At 73.5% G+C, this 18,547-nt stretch carries 14 protein-coding genes; 4 read left to right on the top strand and 10 right to left on the bottom strand.

Annotated features, from left to right (window positions below; all coding sequences use genetic code 11):
* The first annotated feature begins 33 nt into the window (after positions 1–33).
* Positions 34–522, top strand: a complete 489-nt coding sequence (locus tag SGLAU_RS09875; RefSeq protein WP_043506452.1) for a GNAT family N-acetyltransferase — start codon at positions 34–36, stop codon at positions 520–522.
* A 24-nt stretch (positions 523–546) separates the two neighbouring features.
* Here the strand turns inward: SGLAU_RS09875 and SGLAU_RS09870 are convergent, their stop codons facing one another.
* On the bottom strand, positions 547–1,731 hold the full coding sequence (locus SGLAU_RS09870) for a MarP family serine protease (protein ID WP_043500243.1): 1,185 nt from the start codon (positions 1,729–1,731) through the stop codon (positions 547–549).
* Between the two features lie 189 nt (positions 1,732–1,920).
* On the opposite strand from SGLAU_RS09870, the gene SGLAU_RS09865 reads away from it, so the two are divergent.
* Positions 1,921–2,832: a peptidoglycan recognition protein gene (locus tag SGLAU_RS09865; RefSeq protein WP_412556222.1), complete on the top strand. Its 912-nt coding sequence runs from the start codon at positions 1,921–1,923 to the stop codon at positions 2,830–2,832.
* Here SGLAU_RS09865 and SGLAU_RS09860 read toward each other — a convergent pair.
* From SGLAU_RS09860 to SGLAU_RS09825, 8 genes are all read right to left on the bottom strand, one after another.
* Entirely contained in the window at positions 2,822–3,340 is a 519-nt protein-coding gene (locus tag SGLAU_RS09860; RefSeq protein WP_043500240.1) for a DUF4240 domain-containing protein, read from the bottom strand. The genes SGLAU_RS09865 and SGLAU_RS09860 overlap by 11 nt on opposite strands.
* Before the next feature lie 58 nt (positions 3,341–3,398).
* On the bottom strand, positions 3,399–4,373 hold the full coding sequence (locus tag SGLAU_RS09855) for a helix-turn-helix transcriptional regulator (protein ID WP_043500237.1): 975 nt from the start codon (positions 4,371–4,373) through the stop codon (positions 3,399–3,401).
* 57 nt (positions 4,374–4,430) lie between these two features.
* Positions 4,431–7,133 (bottom strand): pyruvate dehydrogenase (acetyl-transferring), homodimeric type, encoded by a 2,703-nt coding sequence (gene aceE / locus SGLAU_RS09850; RefSeq protein WP_043500235.1) that lies wholly within the window; start codon positions 7,131–7,133, stop codon positions 4,431–4,433.
* 270 nt (positions 7,134–7,403) lie between these two features.
* Positions 7,404–8,447: a membrane protein gene (locus tag SGLAU_RS09845; RefSeq protein ID WP_043500232.1), complete on the bottom strand. Its 1,044-nt coding sequence runs from the start codon at positions 8,445–8,447 to the stop codon at positions 7,404–7,406.
* A gap of 42 nt (positions 8,448–8,489) precedes the next feature.
* Complete coding sequence (locus tag SGLAU_RS09840; protein WP_043500230.1) at positions 8,490–9,113, bottom strand: GntR family transcriptional regulator; 624 nt, start codon at positions 9,111–9,113, stop codon at positions 8,490–8,492.
* A 260-nt stretch (positions 9,114–9,373) separates the two neighbouring features.
* Complete coding sequence (sucB, locus tag SGLAU_RS09835; RefSeq protein WP_043500228.1) at positions 9,374–11,212, bottom strand: 2-oxoglutarate dehydrogenase, E2 component, dihydrolipoamide succinyltransferase; 1,839 nt, start codon at positions 11,210–11,212, stop codon at positions 9,374–9,376.
* A gap of 63 nt (positions 11,213–11,275) precedes the next feature.
* Positions 11,276–12,664 (bottom strand): dihydrolipoyl dehydrogenase, encoded by a 1,389-nt coding sequence (lpdA, locus tag SGLAU_RS09830; protein ID WP_043500225.1) that lies wholly within the window; start codon positions 12,662–12,664, stop codon positions 11,276–11,278.
* 279 nt (positions 12,665–12,943) lie between these two features.
* The gene (locus SGLAU_RS09825) at positions 12,944–14,479 is read right to left on the bottom strand and encodes a leucyl aminopeptidase (RefSeq protein WP_043500223.1); all 1,536 of its coding nucleotides are present in this window, start codon (positions 14,477–14,479) and stop codon (positions 12,944–12,946) included.
* Positions 14,480–14,840: 361 nt separating this feature from the next.
* On the opposite strand from SGLAU_RS09825, the gene SGLAU_RS09820 reads away from it, so the two are divergent.
* Together SGLAU_RS09820 and SGLAU_RS09815 are read left to right on the top strand one after the other, a co-directional pair.
* Positions 14,841–16,862, top strand: coding sequence for a hypothetical protein (locus SGLAU_RS09820; RefSeq protein WP_043500222.1), 2,022 nt, complete (start codon positions 14,841–14,843; stop codon positions 16,860–16,862).
* 79 nt (positions 16,863–16,941) lie between these two features.
* Positions 16,942–17,745: an endo alpha-1,4 polygalactosaminidase gene (locus tag SGLAU_RS09815; RefSeq protein WP_043500218.1), complete on the top strand. Its 804-nt coding sequence runs from the start codon at positions 16,942–16,944 to the stop codon at positions 17,743–17,745.
* Positions 17,746–17,753: 8 nt separating this feature from the next.
* On the opposite strand, the gene SGLAU_RS09810 is transcribed toward SGLAU_RS09815, so the two are convergent.
* Positions 17,754–18,545, bottom strand: a complete 792-nt coding sequence (locus SGLAU_RS09810) for an adenosylcobinamide-GDP ribazoletransferase (RefSeq protein ID WP_043506450.1) — start codon at positions 18,543–18,545, stop codon at positions 17,754–17,756.
* Between the last annotated feature and the right edge of the window lie 2 nt (positions 18,546–18,547).

The following is an 18,547-nucleotide window of genomic DNA, read 5'->3' as shown; positions in this document are numbered from 1 at the left end:
AGACGCGGGTGTCCCGCGCGTAGGGTGACCGGCATGCCTGAACCGTCCCTGCGCACCGCCCGTCCCGAGGACGAGGAGCCGCTGCGCCGCCTGGACCGCGCGATCTGGTCGTACGTCCACGCGGTGACCGGCCCGCCCGCCCCGGACGAGCCCTTCTTCCGCGACACCGCCGGCCCCGAGGACCACCTGGTCGCCGAACTCGACGGCCGTGTCGTCGGCTACATCCGCCTGGGCTTCCCCACCCCGCTGCCCGCCAACTCCCACGTCCGGCACGTCCGCGGCCTCGGCGTCGCCGAGGAGGCCCGCGGCCGGGGCGTCGGCCGGGCCCTGGTGCGCGCGGCCGTCGAGGAGGCGCGCGCGGGCGGCTTCCGCCGCATCACCCTGCGCGTGCTGGGGCACAACACGCGCGCCCGCGCGCTGTACGAGTCGGAGGGGTTCGTCGTCGAGGGCGTGCAGCCGGAGGAGTTCTTCCTGGACGGCGCCTATGTCGACGACGTGATGATGGGGCAGAAGCTGGTCTGACCGCGCCCCGCGCGCCCCGCCCGCTCACGAGGTGATCAGGTCGCCCGTGTCCACCGGTGCCGTCGCCCGCGCCGCCCGCTCGGCGTCGCCGGCGACCTCGGCGGCCGTGAGGACGTACCCCGTCTCCGTGTCGGAGGTGGACCGGGCGAACACCACCCCGAACACCCGGCCCTCCGTGGTCAGCAGCGGGCCGCCGGAGTTGCCCGGGCGGACCGTGGAGCGGATCGCGTAGATCTCCCGGGTGACCGTCTCCTCGTCGTAGATGTCCCGGCCCGTCGCCCGCACCCGGTTCGCGACCGTCGCCGCCTGCAGGTCCAGGCCGCCGTCCTGCGGGTATCCGGCCACCACCGCCGCGTCCCCGCGCTGTGCGTCGTCCTCGAACCGCAGCACGGGGGCGCGCAGCCCGGGCACCCGGAGCACGGCGACGTCCTTCTCCGGGTCGAAGAGCACCACCGTCGCCTCGTACGCCCGGCCGGTCCCGCCGACCCGCACGGTCGGCTCCTCGATGCCCGCCACCACGTGCGCGTTGGTCATCACCCGCTCGCGCGCGTACACGAATCCGCTGCCCTCGCGGCCCTGGGTGCCCGCGACACCCTCCACCTTCACCGTGCCGCGCTGCGCGGCGGCCGTGGCGGCCGGCGTGACACTGTCCCCGGAGGGCCGCGCCACCCGCGCCGTCGACTCGTTCTCGAACGGGTTGAAGACCTGTGGGAAACCCGCTTCACCGAGTGCCGAGGTGGCCCGCGAGAACCAGCCGGGCGTGGTGTCCGGCATCGCCTCCTGCACCGCGCCCAGGATCCGTGAGTCGCGGATCGCCGACGACAGCAGGGCGGACGAGGACGTGGCGAGGACGCTCGCCGCCACCCACGCCACGATCAGCACGGCCGCCGCGTTCGCCACCGCCCCGCCGGTCCCGTCGGCCACCCGCAGCGGGCCCCGGTCCAGCTCGCGCCGCAGCCGCAGCGCCGGCCGGCCGGCCAGCTCGTGGCCCACCGCGGCCGGCACCAGCACCGTGAGCACCGCGGTGACCGTGGCCGCCGCGGTGCCCGGCGTCACGAGGTCCGTCACCCAGGGCAGCACCCACACGCCGGTCACCGCGCCGCCCACGAACCCGGCCAGCGAGACACAGCCGGCCACCAGTCCGCGCCGGTAGCCGGAGCCGGCGTAGAGCAGGACCGCGAGCAGCAGAAGGATGTCGAGGAGGTCCACCGGGCCGCCTTTCTCTCGGACTCCTGTACGCGGGGGACGGGCCCGGTGATCAGCCGTGCCGCGGAGCCGCCGCCGCCGAACCGGTCACGCGTGGGTGTACCCGGGGAAACGCCGCGGACCGGGACGATGGTTCCACCAGGTGGCACAGCACACATCGCGGGCGGTGGGCAGCGTGCGGACAGTGGGATCATGCGAGTCCTCCCAGGAGCCCGACGAGCCGCCCGGCCCCGGCGAGCCGCCCGGACGAGGAAGGCGCGCCGGTTCGTGCCGCGCCGGTCCGTGCCGCGCCCGTCCGTGCCGCGCCTGCCCGTCCCCGCCCGGGCCGCCCTCGGCGCGCTCCCCGGGCTCGCCGCGGTGGCCGCCCTCGCCCTGTGCGCCCACGACGTCGAGGAGGCCGTCCAGGAGCGCGTCGACCGGCGGTCCGCGACGGCGGCCGCCCGCGCCGCGGGCACCCACACCGCACCGAAGCCGCCCATCGTGCCCCGCTCGGCATGGCTGCCGCAGCCGCCGCCGGCCCAGCCGCCCCCGCGCTACGACGACACGGTCGTCGCGGTGTTCGTGCACCACACCGACTCACCCAACGCCTACAGCTGCGCCGAGACGCCCCGCATCATCCAGGCCCTGCACGCGGGCCAGACCGGCGCCCGCAGCTGGGACGACATCGGCTACAACTTCCTCGTCGACCGCTGCGGAGTGATCTACGAAGGCCGCGCGGGCGGCACCGACCGCGCCGTCACCGGCGCCCACACCCAGGGCTTCAACCACCGCACCACCGGCATCGCCGCCATCGGCACCTTCACGGCGGGCGTCGAGGTGCCGCGCGTGATGACCGACGCCATCGCCGCGCTGGCCGCCTGGAAGCTCGGTCCGTCGGGCACCGACCCGCGCGCCCGGGTCCGCCTCGTCTCCAGCAACAGCGGCAGCCGCTACGCCGTCGGCACCAGCGCCGACCTGCCCGCCGTGGCCGGACACGGCGACGGCTACATGACCAGTTGCCCCGGCGCCGCCCTCTCCGCCCGGCTCCCGGAGATCCGCGAGCGGGCGGCCCGCCTGCAGCACCGCCCGCCCGACCCGTGGGTGCGGCCCCGGATCACTCCCTGAAGCGGTACCAGAGCCGGGGATAGCGCTCGGCGAGCAGCGCCTCGTCCTCGAAGTCGAGCGGCGTGCCCTCCGGCTCCGCGGCGGCCGGCGGGACGCCGAGGTCCGGGGCGACGGTGCCGGTGAGCTGCTCGTACGCCTCGTCGGCCGCGTACCCCAGGTCCTCGCCGTCGCCGTCGATCTCCTCGTCGAACTCGCCCAGCAGGTCGGCCAGCGCGTCCGGGTCGTGCAGGGCGCCCTCGAACACCTCGCGGCCCTGGCCGATCAGCCAGCAGCGGAAGAAGTCGAACGCGTCGTCGCTGGCCCCGTCGAGGAGCACCCAGGCGGCGCCCCACAGGTCCCAGCGGTAGGCGCGGTTGTAGCGGGCCTCGAAGTGACGGGCGAAGTCGAGCACGGCCTCCGGGTCCAGCCGGAGCAGCCGGTCCACGAGCAGCTCGGCCTGTTCCTCGGGGTCGCCCTCCGCGGCCTCCCGGGTGGCGTCGATCAGCTCCCAGAACTCCGTCTCGTCCATCACCGCTCCAGCATCTGCCCTGCGGGGGACGGACGCACCCGGAGCGGCCCGGGGGCGTCTACCCGCCGTACAGCTCCGCCAGCCGTCGCGCGTCGGCGGCGAACCGCGCCCGCAGCGACGGCGGGGACAGCACCTCGGCCTCCGGGCCGAGCGCGGTGAGCTGGGTGTGGGCGACGTCCTCGGACTCCACCCGCAGCGTGACCGTGACCCGCCCCCGCGCGTCCGGTTCGCCCGCCGCGGCCAGGGCGTCCCGGGCGGCGAGCGGGTCGAGGGCGTACCGCAGCCCGCGCACGCCGTCCGGGGTGAGCCGTACGACGACCTCCGCGCGCAGCAGCGAGCGCGCGAACCGCTCGGCCTGCTCCTCCCAGAACGCGGGCAGGTCGAACTCCTCGTCGCGGGTGAAGCGTTCCTCGCCCGGTTCGACGGCGGTGAAGCGGTCGATGCGGTACGTCCGGAAGGCACCGGCGTCGGCGACCCGCGCGCACAGGTACCAGACGCCCGCCTTCAGCACCAGCCCGTACGGCTCCAGCCGCCGCTCCACCTCCGCCTCACCGCGCCGGTAGCGCGCGGTGACCCGACGGTCGTCCCACACCGCCTCGGCCACGGCCGGCAGCAGCTCGGGCGTCCTCAGCTCCTTGAACCAGCCCGGCGCGTCCAGGTGAAACCGCTGGGCCGCCGTGCGCGGCGCGTCCCGCAGGGACGGCAGCAGCGCCGCCGACACCTTCAGCCGGGCCGCCGACGCCGCGTCCTCCAGGCCCATCTCGCGCAGCGCCCCCGGCACCCCGGACAGGAACAGCGCCTCCGCCTCGCTGCGGTGCAGCCCGGTCAGCCGGGTGCGGTAACCGCCGATCAGCCGGTAGCCGCCGGCCCGGCCCCGGTCGGCGTAGACCGGGACCCCCGCCTCGGACAGCGCCTGGGCGTCCCGCGTCACGGTCCGCTCCGACACCTCCAGCTCCCGCGCCAGCTCGGCGGCGGTCATCGAGGGCCGGGACTGGAGCAGCAGCACCATCTTGATCAGCCGGGCAGCACGCATGCAGCTCATCATGCAGGAAGGCCCCCGCCGGGGAGCGGGGGCCTTCCGGGCAGGGCCTTACAGGCCGTAGCGCTCGCGCGCCTCCTTCACGGCCGTCGCCTTGACCTCGCCGCGCCGGGCGAGCTGGGCCAGGGCCGCGACGACGATCGACTGGGCGTCGACGCCGAAGTGGCGGCGGGCGGCCTCACGGGTGTCCGACAGGCCGAAGCCGTCGGCGCCCAGCGAGGACCAGTCCTGCTCGACCCACTGCGCGATCTGGTCCGGGACCTGGCGCATGTAGTCGGAGACCGCCAGCACCGGGCCCTCGGCGCCCTGCAGCGCCTGGCGGACGAACGGCACCCGCTCCTCGCCGCGCAGCAGCGCCTCGTCGGCCTCCAGCGCGTCCCGGCGCAGCTCCGACCAGGAGGTGGCGGACCAGACGTCCGCCGCGACGCCCCACTCCTCGGCGAGCAGCTTCTGCGCCTGCAGCGCCCAGTGGATGGCGGTGCCGGAGCCCAGCAGCTGGATGCGCGGAGCGCCCGCCGCCACCTCGACGCCCGCCGACTCCGCCGTGTTGAAGCGGTACAGGCCCTTGACGATGCCCTCGTCGATGCCGAGGCCCTGCGGCTTGGCCGGCTGCGGCAGCGGCTCGTTGTAGACCGTGAGGTAGTAGAAGACGTCCTGGTCCTCGCCCGGCTTGGCCTCGCCGTACATCCGGCGCAGACCCTCACGGACGATCACCGCGACCTCGTAGGCGAACGCGGGATCGTAGGTGAGCGCGGCCGGGTTGGTCGCGGCGATGACGGGGGAGTGGCCGTCGGCGTGCTGCAGGCCCTCACCGGTCAGCGTGGTGCGGCCGGCGGTGGCGCCGACGAGGAAGCCGCGGCCGAGCTGGTCGCCGAGCTGCCACATCTGGTCGGCGGTGCGCTGCCAGCCGAACATCGAGTAGAAGATGTAGAACGGGATCATCGCCTCGCCGTGCGTCGCGTACGACGTCGAAGCGGCGATGAAGTCGGCCATCGAGCCGGCCTCGGTGATCCCCTCGTTGAGGATCTGGCCGTTCCGGGCCTCCTTGTAGTACATCAGCTGGTCGCGGTCGACCGGCTCGTACGTCTGGCCCTTGGGCGAGTAGATGCCGAGCGACGGGAAGAGCGACTCCATACCGAAGGTGCGCGCCTCGTCGGGGACGATCGGCACCCAGCGCTTGCCGGTCTCCTTGTCGCGGACCAGGTCCTTGATCAGGCGGACGAAGGCCATGGTGGTGGCGACGTTCTGGGAGCCGGAGCCCTTGTCGAAGGAGGTGAACGCCTTCTCCGCGGGGGCGGGCAGCGCGGGCAGCGGGTGCACGCGGCGGGCCGGGGCCGGACCGCCGAGGGCGGCGCGGCGCTCCTTGAGGTAGCGGACCTCGGGGGAGTCGGCGCCCGGGTGGCCGTAGGGCACCACGCCGTCGACGAAGTCGCTGTCCTTGATCGGCAGGTCGAGCAGGTCGCGCATCGCCTTGAACTCGTCCACCGAGAGCTTCTTCATCTGGTGGTTGGCGTTCTTCGACGCGAAGCCCTCGCCGAGGGTGTGGCCCTTGACCGTCTGGGCCAGGATCACGGTCGGCGCGCCCTTGTGCTCGACGGCGGCCTTGTACGCGGCGTAGACCTTGCGCGGCTCGTGACCGCCGCGGGAGAAGTGGAAGATCTCCAGGATCTTGTCGTCGCTCAGCAGCTTCGCCATCTCGGCGAGCGCCGGGTCCTTGCCGAAGAAGTCCTGGCGGATGTAGGCGGCGTCGCGGGTCTGGTACGTCTGGACCTGCGCGTCCGGTACCTCGCGCAGCCGGCGTACCAGCGCGCCGGTGGTGTCGAGCCGGAACAGCTCGTCCCAGGCGGAGCCCCACAGCGTCTTGATGACGTTCCAGCCGGCGCCGCGGAACTGGGCCTCCAGCTCCTGCACGATCTTGAAGTTGGCGCGGACCGGGCCGTCGAGGCGCTGCAGGTTGCAGTTGATGACGAAGGTGAGGTTGTCCAGCTCCTCACGCGCGGCGAGCGCGAGCGCCGCCGTCGACTCCGGCTCGTCCATCTCGCCGTCGCCGAGGAAGGCCCACACGTGGGAGTCGGAGACGTCCTTGATGCCGCGGTTGGTCAGGTAGCGGTTGAAGCGCGCCTGGTAGATCGCGGAGAGCGGGCCGAGGCCCATGGAGACGGTGGGGAACTCCCACAGCCAGGGCAGGCGGCGCGGGTGGGGGTAGGACGGCAGGCCGTTGCCGCCGGACTCGCGGCGGAAGTTGTCGAGGTGGGCCTCGTTCAGCCGGCCGTCGAGGAAGGCGCGGGCGTAGATGCCGGGGGAGGCGTGGCCCTGGATGTAGAGCTGGTCGCCCGAGCCGTCGGCCTCCTTGCCCTTGAAGAAGTGGTTGAAGCCGGTCTCGTACAGCCACGCCGCGGAGGCGAAGGTGGCGATGTGGCCGCCGACGCCGTACTTCGAGCCGCGGGTCACCATGGCCGCCGCGTTCCAGCGGTTCCAGGCGGTGATCCGGGCCTCCATCGCCTCGTCACCCGGCACGGCGGGTTCGGCGGCGGTGGGGATGGTGTTGACGTAGTCCGTCTCGAGGAGCTTCGGCAGCGCGATGCCGGCGCCCTCGGCGCGCTCCAGCGTGCGCCGCATCAGGTACGCGGCACGGTGCGGGCCGGCCGCCTTGGCGACCGCGTCCAGCGAGGCCTGCCATTCGGCGGTCTCCTCGGGGTCGCGGTCGGGGAGCTGGTCGAGCGCGCTCGGCTGGATGGCGTTGGGGTCGGTCATGTCGCCGCCTTCCTCAGTCGAAGGGGGTTCCCTCATCTGCGTAAGGGTTCGGGGGTGCCCTAGGTCTTTGGCAGGACAGGGCGGGGACTTCGGTGGAAGTCCGTCGGTGACTGTAACTCCCTGATCGATGATCGATCAAAGGGTTGACGGGGAAAACCTCTCGATCCCGAGAAAATAGGCACGCGGTGCCTTCGACGATGGCACCCGGTGACGCATTTCCGCCTTGTTTTCGCAGGTGAGGCAGCGTCTGAGCAGAGGTTTGCTCGGCTGTCACCCCGCTGCGCCACCGGCCTCCACCCCCACCGGATCCTTGTCCCGTCCGCCGGGATGACGGTGCGACCAGTTCAGGAACACCCCGCAGGACAGCAGCGACCAGCCCGCCAGCACCAGGAAGGGCAGCACGTGCTGGTGCCCGGGGAAGTACACCGCCGTGTGCTGGGCGTTCACCGAGGCGCCCGGCGGCAGCCAGCGGCCGATCGCGCCCAGCGCCGACGGCAGCAGCGGCCACGACACCGCCCCGCCGGACGAGGGGTTGCCCACCAGCACCATCACGCCCCAGGTCGGGAGCATCGCCCAGCGGCCGATCAGCGTGTTGAACATCGTGAAGACCATGCCGCTGGTGAACATCGTCAGCGCCAGGATCAGCCACGACTCCGGGAACGGCAGGTCCACCGCCCCCAGCAGCCAGTCCACCGCCGCCGCGATCGCCAGCCCGCCCAGCACCGCGTACGCCGCCGTGAAGGCGATCCGCTCCAGCGGATCGAGGGTCCGGGCGTGCACGCCGAGCTGGATGGCCCCGACGAAACCGATGATCACCGCGGCCAGCGAGATGTAGAAGATCGCGAGTCCGCGCGGATCACCGGGCTGGAGGGGGTTGATGTCCCGGACGGTGACCGCCACCGCGGTCCGCTCGCCGGTCTCGAGCGCCGCCTTCGACAGCACGTCGGCCACGGACGCGCCGGAGGCGCCCGAGACGTCGAGGGCCACCACCCGGCCGTCGTCGCGCACCTCGAAGATCCCGAAGACCTCCTGCTCGTCGACGGCCGCGCGGGCCGCGTCCGGACGGTCGTAGGCGTGCACCTTCACCGACGCGTTCAGGGCCCGCTCCAGGCCCTCCAGGAACGCCCGGCCCCGCGGCTGCTCGTACGCTCCGACCACCGCCGCCGGGATCGAGTGCGGCGTCGGATTCGCCATCGCGTACGTGTACGACCAGGCGAACAGGCCCGCCGCCGCGCTCAGGATCAGCACCAGCACCGTCGCCGGCCAGAACGGCGACTCCCGGAAACGCTCCCACGACGGCCGTGAATCGGACATGCCGGTCACCCTAGGACAGGTGCCGGGCGCCCGCCCGCCGGTTCACGCGCGCGGAGCACACCCCAGGACATGCGCCTTCACGATCTCCGCGATCCGCGGATCGCGCCGCCGGAACGCGGCCACCAGCTCCTCGTGCTCCTCCGCGTAGGACTGCTGGACGGTGCCCAGCCAGCGGATGGACAGCGCGGTGAACACCTCGATGCCCAGCCCTTCCCAGGTGTGCAGGAGCACCGAGTTGCCCGCCGCGCGCACCAGCTCCCGGTGGAAGCCCACCGTGTGGCGCACCTGCGCGGTGCCGTCCGCCGCCCGGTCCGCGTCGTACAGCGCCGCCACGTGCGGCTCCAGCGCCGAGCAGTCCTCCGCCAGCCGCTCCGCCGCCAGCTCCGCCGCGATCGCCTCCAGGCCCGCCCGGACCGGGTAGCTCTCCTCCAGGTCCGCGGCGGTCAGATTGCGCACCCGGACGCCCTTGTTCGGCGCGGACTCGATCAGACGCAGCGACTCCAGCTCGCGCAGCGCCTCCCGGACCGGGGTCTGGCTGACCTCCAGCTCCGTCGCGATCCGCCGCTCCACGATCCGCTCGCCCGGCTGCCAGCGCCCGCTGATGATCCCTTCGAGGATGTGCTCGCGGATCTGTTCGCGCAGCGAGTGGATGACGGGCGCGGTCATGTGGGCTCCTTAGGGCGCGTCGACGTTTAGACAATACGGCCCGGGCGCTCGGCCGGAAGGGCGCGCGAGGGTGCTTTGGTGCAGGTGAGACGCGCGTAACAGCCCGGTCCGGCTGGAGCCGGGCGGGGGCGGGCGGTCCGCGGCCGGTCACGCCCGCACGGCCCGGCCGCACACCGGCGCGGCCCCGCGCGCCCCCGGAAAGGCGAGTGCCCCCGCCCGGAGATCCGGGCGGGGGCACCGACGCGAACGGCGAAGGCCCGTTACAGGCCCAGCTCGACCTCGAACTCGCCGGCCTCGAGGATGGCCTTGACCGCGGTCAGGTAACGCGCGGCGTCGGCGCCGTCGACCAGGCGGTGGTCGTAGGACAGGGTCAGGTACGTCATGTCGCGGACGCCGATGACCGTGCCCTCCTCGGTCTCGATGACGGCCGGACGCTTGACCGTGGCACCGATGCCGAGGATCGCGACCTGGCCCGGCGGCACGATGATCGTGTCGAAGAGCGCGCCGCGCGAACCGGTGTTGGAGATGGTGAAGGTCGCGCCGGACAGCTCGTCCGGGGTGATCTTGTTGGCGCGGACCTTGCCGGCCAGCTCCGCCGTGGCCTTGGCGATACCGGCGATGTTGAGGTCACCGGCGTTCTTGATGACCGGGGTCATCAGGCCCTTCTCGGAGTCCACCGCGATACCGATGTTCTCGGTGTCGAAGTAGGTGATGGTCCCCTCGGCCTCGTTGATCTTGGCGTTGATGACCGGGTGGGCCTTCAGCGCCTGCGCGGCGGCCTTCACGAAGAACGGCATCGGGGAGAGCTTGACGCCCTCGCGGGCCGCGAAGGAGTCCTTCGCCCGGGCGCGCAGCTTCATCAGGCGGGTGACGTCGACCTCGACGACCGACGACAGCTGGGCCTGCTCGTGCAGCGCCTTGACCATGTTGTCGCCGATGACCTTGCGGATCCGCGGCATCTTGACGGTCTGGCCGCGCAGCGGGGAGGCCTCCAGAGCCGGCGCCTTGCGGGCCGGTGCGGCAGCCGGCGCGGCGGCGGGGGCCGGAGCGGCGGCGGCCTTCGCGGCCTCGGCGGCGGCGACGACGTCCTGCTTGCGGATGCGGCCGCCGACGCCGGTGCCCTTGACGGTGGACAGGTCGACGCCGTTCTCGGCGGCGAGCTTGCGCACCAGCGGGGTGACGTAGGCGCCCTCGTCGGCCGGCTGGGCGGCGGCGGGAGCCGGCGCGGCCGGGGCGGCGGGCTGAGCGGGGGCGGCCGGCGCGGGCGCCGGAGCGGCGGGCTGGGCGGGAGCCGGAGCCGGAGCCGGAGCCTGAGCCTGAGCCTGAGCCGGAGCGGCGGGGGCCGGAGCCGGAGCCGCGGGCTGGGCGGGAGCCGCGGGCTGGGCCGGGGCCGGAGCGGCGGGGGCCTCGGCGGCCGGAGCCGGGGCGGCCGGGGCCTCGGCGGCCGGAGCGGCACCCGGGGCGCCGATGACGGCCAGCTTGGCGCCGACCTCGGCGGTCTCGTCCTCGCCGACCACGATCTCCAGCAGCACACCGGAGGCGGGCGCCGGGATCTCGGTGTCGACCTTGTCCGTGGAGACCTCGAGCAGCGGCTCGTCGGCCTCGACGGAGTCGCCGACCGACTTCAGCCAGCGGGTGACGGTGCCCTCGGTGACGGACTCGCCGAGCGCGGGCAGGACCACGTCCGTGCCCTCGGCGCTGCCGCCGCCGGCCGCGGCCTCGGCGGTCGGAGCCGGGGCGGGGGCGGCCTGCTCGGTGGACGGCTGGGCGGCCGGGGCCGGCTCGGGAGCCGGCGGGGCGACCTCCTCGGCGGCCGGAGCCTGCTCGGCGGCCGGGGCCTGCTCGGCGGCGGGCGCGCCCGTGCCGTCGTCGATGATCGCCAGCTCGGCGCCGACCTCGACGGTCTCGTCCTCGGCGACCTTGATGGAGGCCAGGACACCGGCGGCCGGAGCGGGGATCTCGGTGTCGACCTTGTCGGTGGAGACCTCGAGCAGCGGCTCGTCGGCCTCGACGCGCTCACCCTCGGCCTTCAGCCAGCGGGTGACGGTGCCCTCGGTGACGCTCTCGCCGAGCGCCGGAAGGGTTACGGAAACCGGCATGGTTTCTGTTGCTCCTTACGAATTGCGGAAGTCTGTGTCGTCGCGCCCAGTGACCGAGGGAGGTCAGTCGTGGGAGTGCAGCGGCTTGCCGGCCAGGGCCAGGTGGGCCTCGCCGAGCGCCTCGTTCTGCGTCGGGTGGGCGTGGATGAGCTGGGCCACCTCGGCCGGCAGCGCCTCCCAGTTGTAGATCAGCTGGGCCTCGCCGACCTGCTCGCCCATCCGGTCGCCGACCATGTGGACGCCGACCACGGCACCGTCCTTGACCTGGACGAGCTTGATCTCGCCCGCGGTCTTCAGGATCTTGCTCTTGCCGTTGCCCGCCAGGTTGTACTTCAGGGCGACGACCTTGTCCGCGCCGTAGATCTCCTTGGCCTTGGCCTCGGTGATGCCGACGGAGGCGACCTCCGGGTGGCAGTACGTCACCCGCGGGACACCGTCGTAGTCGATCGGGACGACCTTCAGACCGGCCAGCCGCTCCGCCACCAGGATGCCCTCGGCGAAGCCGACGTGCGCGAGCTGGAGGGTCGGGACCAGGTCGCCGACGGCGGAGATGGTGGGGACGTTGGTCCGCATGTACTCGTCGACGAGGACGTAGCCGCGGTCCATGGCGACCCCGGCCTCCTCGTAGCCCAGGCCCTGCGAGACCGGGCCGCGGCCGACGGCCACCAGCAGGACCTCGGCCTCGAACTCCTTGCCGTCGGCCAGGGTGACCTTGACACCGTCCTGGGTGTACTCGGCCTTCTGGAAGAAGGTGCCCAGGTTGAACTTGATGCCGCGCTTGCGGAAGGCGCGCTCCAGGAGCTTGGAGCTGTTCTCGTCCTCGACCGGGACGAGGTGCTTCATTCCCTCGATGATCGTGACGTCCGAGCCGAAGGACTTCCACGCGGAGGCGAACTCGACGCCGATGACGCCGCCGCCCAGGATGATCGCGGACTTGGGCACGCGGTCCAGGACGAGGGCGTGGTCCGAGGAGATGATCCGGTTGCCGTCGATCTCCAGGCCCGGCAGCGACTTCGGCACGGAGCCGGTGGCCAGCAGCACGTGGCGGCCCTGGACGCGCTGCCCGTTCACGTCGACGGACGTGGGCGAGGACAGCCGGCCCTCGCCCTCGATGTAGGTGACCTTCCGGGAGGCGACCAGTCCCTGCAGGCCCTTGTACAGGCCCGAGATGACCTCGTCCTTGTACTTGTGGACCGCCGGGACGTCGATGCCCTCGAAGGTGGTCTTGACACCGAACTGCGCGCTCTCGCGGGCCTGGTCGGCGATCTCGCCCGCGTGCAGCAGGGCCTTGGTGGGGATGCATCCCCGGTGCAGGCAGGTACCGCCGACCTTGTCCTTCTCGATCAGGGCGACGTCCAGGCCCAGCTGCGCCCCGCGCAGGGCCGCGGCGTAACCACCGCTACCACCGCCGAGGATCACTAGGTCGAAAACGGTGCTGGCGTCGTTCGCCACGTCACGTCCTCCATGCATGTGCGCCACGCCGGTCTCCAGTGACCGGTCGGCGGCTGGTGTCCGGCCGCTCGTTCTTCGGCCCTCGGGTGGGGGCCCTGTCCTGCCGAGCCCCATCTTCGCACTAGTCGGACCTTGACGAGACGCGGGGCCGGGGTGTGAGACGCAGCACGTTCACTCGCGCCAGGCCGTGAAGGGGCGCGGGAACCGCGCCGGCGGCCCCCGCGCCCCTGAGGCCGCCCTGCGGCGGACGCGCCCCGCCGAGGGGGCGCGTCCCACCCGTCAGCCCAGGTCGCCCGCGGCCGTCAGCTCGGCCAGCCGCACCAGCGTCCGCACGCCCGACCCGGTACCGCCCTTGGGCGTGTACCCGAACGGCCCGCCCTCGTTGAACGCCGGGCCCGCGATGTCCAGGTGCGCCCAGGTGATCCCCTCGCCGACGAACTCGCGCAGGAACAGGCCGGCGACCAGGCCGCCGCCCATCCGCTCGCCCATGTTGGCGATGTCGGCGACGGGCGAGTCCATGCCCTTGCGCAGGTGCTCCGGCAGCGGCATCGGCCAGGACGCCTCGCCGACCTCCTCCGCGGCCTCCACGATCGCCGAGCGGAACGCGTCGTCGTTGGCCATCACACCGAAGGTGCGGTTGCCCAGCGCCAGCACCATCGCGCCGGTCAGCGTGGCGACGTCCACGATCGCGTCGGGCTTCTCCTCGGACGCGGCCCACAGCGCGTCGCCGAGCACCAGCCGGCCCTCGGCGTCGGTGTTCAGCACCTCGACGGTCTTGCCGCTGTACATGCGCAACACGTCACCGGGGCGGACGGCGGAGCCGGACGGCATGTTCTCGGCCAGCGCCAGCCAGCCGGTGACGTTGACCTGGAGGCCGAGCCGCGCGGCGGCGACCACGGCGGCGAAGACCGCCGCCGCGCCGCTCATGTCGCACTTCATCGTCTCGTTGTGCCCGGCCGGCTTCAGGGAGATGCCGCCCGAGTCGTAGGTGATGCCCTTGCCGACGAAGGCGAGGTGCTTCTTCGCCTTGGCGTGCTTGTACGTCAGCTTCACCAGGCGCGGCGCGGACGCGGAGCCGCCGCCGACGCCGAGGATGCCGCCGTAGCCGCCCTTGGCGAGCGCCTTCTCGTCGAGCACCTGCACCTTGATGCCGTGCTCCTTGCCCGCGGCCTGCGCGACCGCGGCGAACGACTCGGGGTTGAGGTCGTTCGGCGGGGTGTTGATCAGGTCACGGGCGCGGTTCAGCTCCTCGGCGACCGCGGTGGCGCGCTCGACGGCCGCCTTGTGCGCCTTGTCGCGGGGCTTGCCGCCCAGGATCGCGGCCTCGCCCAGCGGGCCCCGGCCGTTCTTGCCCTCGGCGTCCTTGCCGTTGTCCTTGTAGGCGTCGAAGGTGTAGGCGCCCAGCAGCGCGCCCTCGGCGATCGCGCCGATGGCGGCGGCGTCCGCGACGGGCAGGGCGAAGGCGGCCTTCTTGGTGCCGGCCAGGGCGCGCGCGGCCGCTCCGGCGGCGCGGCGCAGCGCCTCGGCGTCGTACTCGCCGTCCTTGTCCGGCTGCGCGCCCAGGCCCACCGCCAGCACGAGCGGCGACTTGAAGCCGGCCGGCGCGGGGAGCTTGGTCACCTCGCCCTCGGCCCCGGAGGCGCCCAGGGTCTCCAGCAGGCCGGCGAGCCTGCCGTCGTACGCCTTGTCGACGGCCTCGGCGCCCGGCGCGACGGCGAGCCCTTTTCCGCCCTTCGGGCTCTTGGCGACACCGATCACGATCGCGTCGGCCCGCAGGCCGGCCGCCGCGGCGGTGCTGAGAGTGAGAGCAGTCACGGTGGTGATTTCTCGCTTCCGATGTGAGGTTGCTGTGGCCGAACGGGGTGGGTCGGCCGGGCCCGACAGCCGACCCTAGATCCGGCCCTGGAGACGGTCTCGACCGGGTCCGCGTCGCGGGGGGCGCGTACCTGGGACGAGAGTACGCGCGCCGGTTGGTTCGCTCACGCCTGCGGGTGTTCACCCGTGCGTGGCGTCGGCGCCGGGTCCTGTTCCCCGCGCTCGTGACCTGGGTCACACTCGTCGGGTTCCGGTGAGCGCCATGCTCGCCGTTTTGCATGATTTCCACACGATCCTCCGCGCCTGGTCCACCGGGACCCCTGGGGGATCTTCTGGGGGGAGGACCACCGTGGCTCCACACATGCGCGGACGCAGCCGGTCCGCCGCCGTCCTGGCGGCCGCGGCGCTGATGACGCTCGGACCGGGGGTGCCCGGGGCCTCGGCGGCGGCCGTGCCACGGATCGACCTGAGGGTGCTGGTGGTGGACAACGGGGACAGCTCCGTCGACGCCGTCACCGCCGAGCTCAGGAGCACCGGCATCCCGTACACCAGGCTCGACCTGAACGACCCGGACCGCCCCGCGGTCACCGCCGGTTTCCTCGGCGACACGGTCGACGGCACGCCCCGGGCCAGGTACCAGGGCGTGGTGCTGCCGAACGAGGCCCCGTTCGGCGCGGACTCCGCCGAACAGACGGCGCTGGAGGCGTACGAGCGGACCTACGGCATCCCGCAGGTCGACGCCTACACCTGGGCGCACCCCGGGGTCGGCCTCGACCACACCGGCGAGGGCGGCTGGGCCGGCGCCCTCGACGGGCGTGAGGCCACCGTCACCGCGGCCGGCCGGGCGAGCTGGTTCGGCTACCTCGACGGCCCCCTCACCTTCGAGGACAACGCCCCGGCCGTCCAGGAGAGCTACGGCTACGTGGCCAGGCCCCGCGAGGGCTTCACCAGCTACGTCGACATCCCCGTGCCCGGCGGCACCGGCCGCGGCAGCCTGGTCGGCGAGTACGCCCACGACGGCCGCCGCGAGCTGGTGGTGACGTTCGCCTACAACCGGCACCAGCGGCAGTTCCGGGCGCTGGCCCGCGGCATCGTCGAATGGCTGACCGAGGGCGTGCACCTGGGCCGGGCCCGCAACCACCTCGCCGTCCACGTCGACGACGTCCTCGCCTCCGACGCCCGCTGGGACACCGGGCGCAACTGCACCCCGGGCGACATCGACTGCGCGGGCGGCGGCGAGGACACCACCGCCCCGATCCGCATGACCGCCGCCGACGCGGCCTACGCCGCCCAGTGGCAGCGTGAGCGCGGCCTCACCCTCGACATGGTCTACAACGCCGGCTCCGGCGAGGAGTGGAAGGCCGAGCACGGCGGCACCGACCCGCTCGCCGACCGGCTGCTCGCCGACAGGGCGCAGTACCGGTGGATCAACCACACCTACACCCACCCCTTCCTCGGCTGTGTGCAGGACACCTCCACCGTGCCCTGGAGCTGCGCGAAGAACGCCGACGGCAGCACCCGCTGGACGAGCCGCGCCGAGATCGCCGCGCAGATCCGCGACAACCACACCTGGGGTCTCCTCAGGGGCCTCCCGCTCGACCGCACCGAACTGGTCACCGGCGAGCACTCCGGCCTGAGGATCCTGCCGCAGCAGCCCCAGGACAACCCGGACCTCGCCGGCGCCCTCGCCGACACCGGCGTGCGGTGGATCGCCTCCGACAACTCCCGCGAGCCGCAGCAGCGCCCCGTGGGCGGCGCGGAGACCGTGCCCCGGCACCCCATGAACGTCTACTACAACGTCGGCACCGAGGCCGAGATGACCGACGAGTACAACTGGATCTACACCTCGAAGGCCGACGGCGGCAGCGGCGTCTGCGAGGACAACCCCGCCTCCACCTGCCTCGACGAACCGCTGGACCCCGCCACCGGCTACGACGACTTCATCGTCCCGCAGGAGGCCCGCACCGCCCTCGGGCACGTCCTCGCCAACGACCCGCGCCCGCACTACGTCCACCAGTCCAACCTCGCCGAGGACCGCCTCCTCTACCCGGTGCTCGACCGGGTCCTCGCCGACTACCGGGCCCTGTTCGCCGGCAACACCCCGCTGGAGAACCCGCGGCACGCCGCCATCGGCACCGAACTGAAGCGCCGCGTCGCCTGGCAGGCGGCCCTCGACCAGGGCCGGGTCACCGCCTACCGCACCGGCGGCACCGTGACGGTCCGGGCCCCGTCCGGCACCCACGTCCCCTTCACGGCCCCGGAGGGCACGCGCAGGCAGCTCCTCCTGGGAACGACCGCCTTCGGCACCCCGTACGCGGGGGCACGCTCGGCATGGACCACACCGGACGTCCTGCAGTCCGCGGTCACCCTGAAGCTGCCCTGAGCGCCCGCCGGGCACCGCGCGGTGCCCGGTATCGGCGATGATCCTCGGGTACGTCGCCGCACACCCTGGAGAAGACCCGGTGAGACGCCCGATCCTGCTGCTCGTCCTGCTGTCGCTGGTCGCGGGCTGTACGTCCACGGCCGGCCGCGCGAACCCGCCGGACGAGCCGGGGCGCACCCTCGGGGAGCGCTGGCAGCCGCGCCCCGGCACCCCCTGGCAGTGGCAGCTCAGCGGCCGCCTCGACCCGGAGGTCGACGTGCCGGTCTACGACATCGACGGCTTCCACCACGACGCGGACACCGTGGCCGGCCTGCACCGCCGGGGCCGCAAGGTGATCTGCTACCTGTCCACCGGAGCCTGGGAGGAGTTCCGCCCGGACGCCGGGAAGTTCCCGCGGGCGGTGCTGGGCAGGGGCAACGGCTGGCCGGGCGAGCGGTGGCTCGACATCCGCCGCACCGATGTCCTGGAGCCGCTGATGGCGGCCCGCGTCGACATGTGCCGGGACAAGGGCTTCGACGCGGTGGAACCGGACAACATGGACGGCTACCGCAACCGCACCGGCTTCCCGCTCACCGCCGCCGACCAGCTCCGCTACAACCGGCTGATCGCCCGCCTCGCCCACGAGCGGGGCCTGGCGGTGGGCCTGAAGAACGACCTCGACCAGATCCCCGAACTGGTCGGCGACTTCGACTTCGCGGTCAACGAGCAGTGCGCCCAGTACGGCGAGTGCGACACCCTCACGCCGTTCGTCGAGGCGGGCAAGGCCGTCTTCCACGTGGAGTACGAGGTGCCGACGGACGGCTTCTGCCCCGAGGCGCGGCGCCTGGGGCTCAGCTCGATGCTGAAGAAGTACGAGCTGGGGGCCTGGCGCCGGGCCTGCTGAACCCCGGCTCAGCCCAGCGCGCAGACGACCAGCGCCGACACCGCCGCCGTCTCGGCGAGCCCGCCGAACACATCGCCGGTCACCCCGCCGAAGCGCCGCACACAGTGCCGCAGCAGCAGCTCCGCCGCACCCAGCGCGAGCAGCACCGCGAGGACCGCCCGGCCGGCGTCGTACGCCCCGAGGAGCGCGCCGCCGCCCGCCGCGGCCCCCAGCGCCGCCAGCGTCACCAGCAGCGCTCCGCCGCGGGGCACGGCCCCCGCGACCGCCGCGCCCAGCCCCTCCGGGCGGGCGGCGGGCACTCCGGTGCGCGCGGCGAGGGTCAGCGCCAGCCGGGCCGCGGTGGCCGCGACCACGGCGGCGAGCGCGCCCCGCGCCCAGGAGCCGGCGTAGGCCTCGGCGAGGGCGGCCGTCTGGGCCAGCAGCACGAGGAGCAGGGTGATCACCCCGAACGGGCCGATGTCCGACTGCTTCATGATGCGCAGCGCGTCCTCGGCGGGCTTCCCGCTGCCCAGCCCGTCGGCGGTGTCGGCCAGCCCGTCCAGGTGCAGCCCGCGGGTGAGCACGGCCGGCACGGCGGCCGAGGCCACCGCGGCCAGCGGCGGCCCGGCGCCGAGCAGCAGGAGCAGCACCCCGGCGGCCGCCGCGAGCACGCCCACCACCAGCCCGGCGACCGGTGCGCACAGCATGCCGCCGCGGGCGGCGTCCCGGTCCCAGCGGGTCACCCTCACCGGCAGGACGGTGAGCGTGCCGAAGGCGAACCGGAGGCCGTGCGCGAGCCGTGCGGGCAAGATCGGGGACACGC

It is taken from the genome of Streptomyces glaucescens, assembly GCF_000761215.1.
In the GTDB taxonomy this organism is placed as follows: Bacteria; Actinomycetota; Actinomycetes; order Streptomycetales; family Streptomycetaceae; genus Streptomyces; species Streptomyces glaucescens_B.
This window is presented reverse-complemented; position numbering and strand designations above follow the sequence as displayed.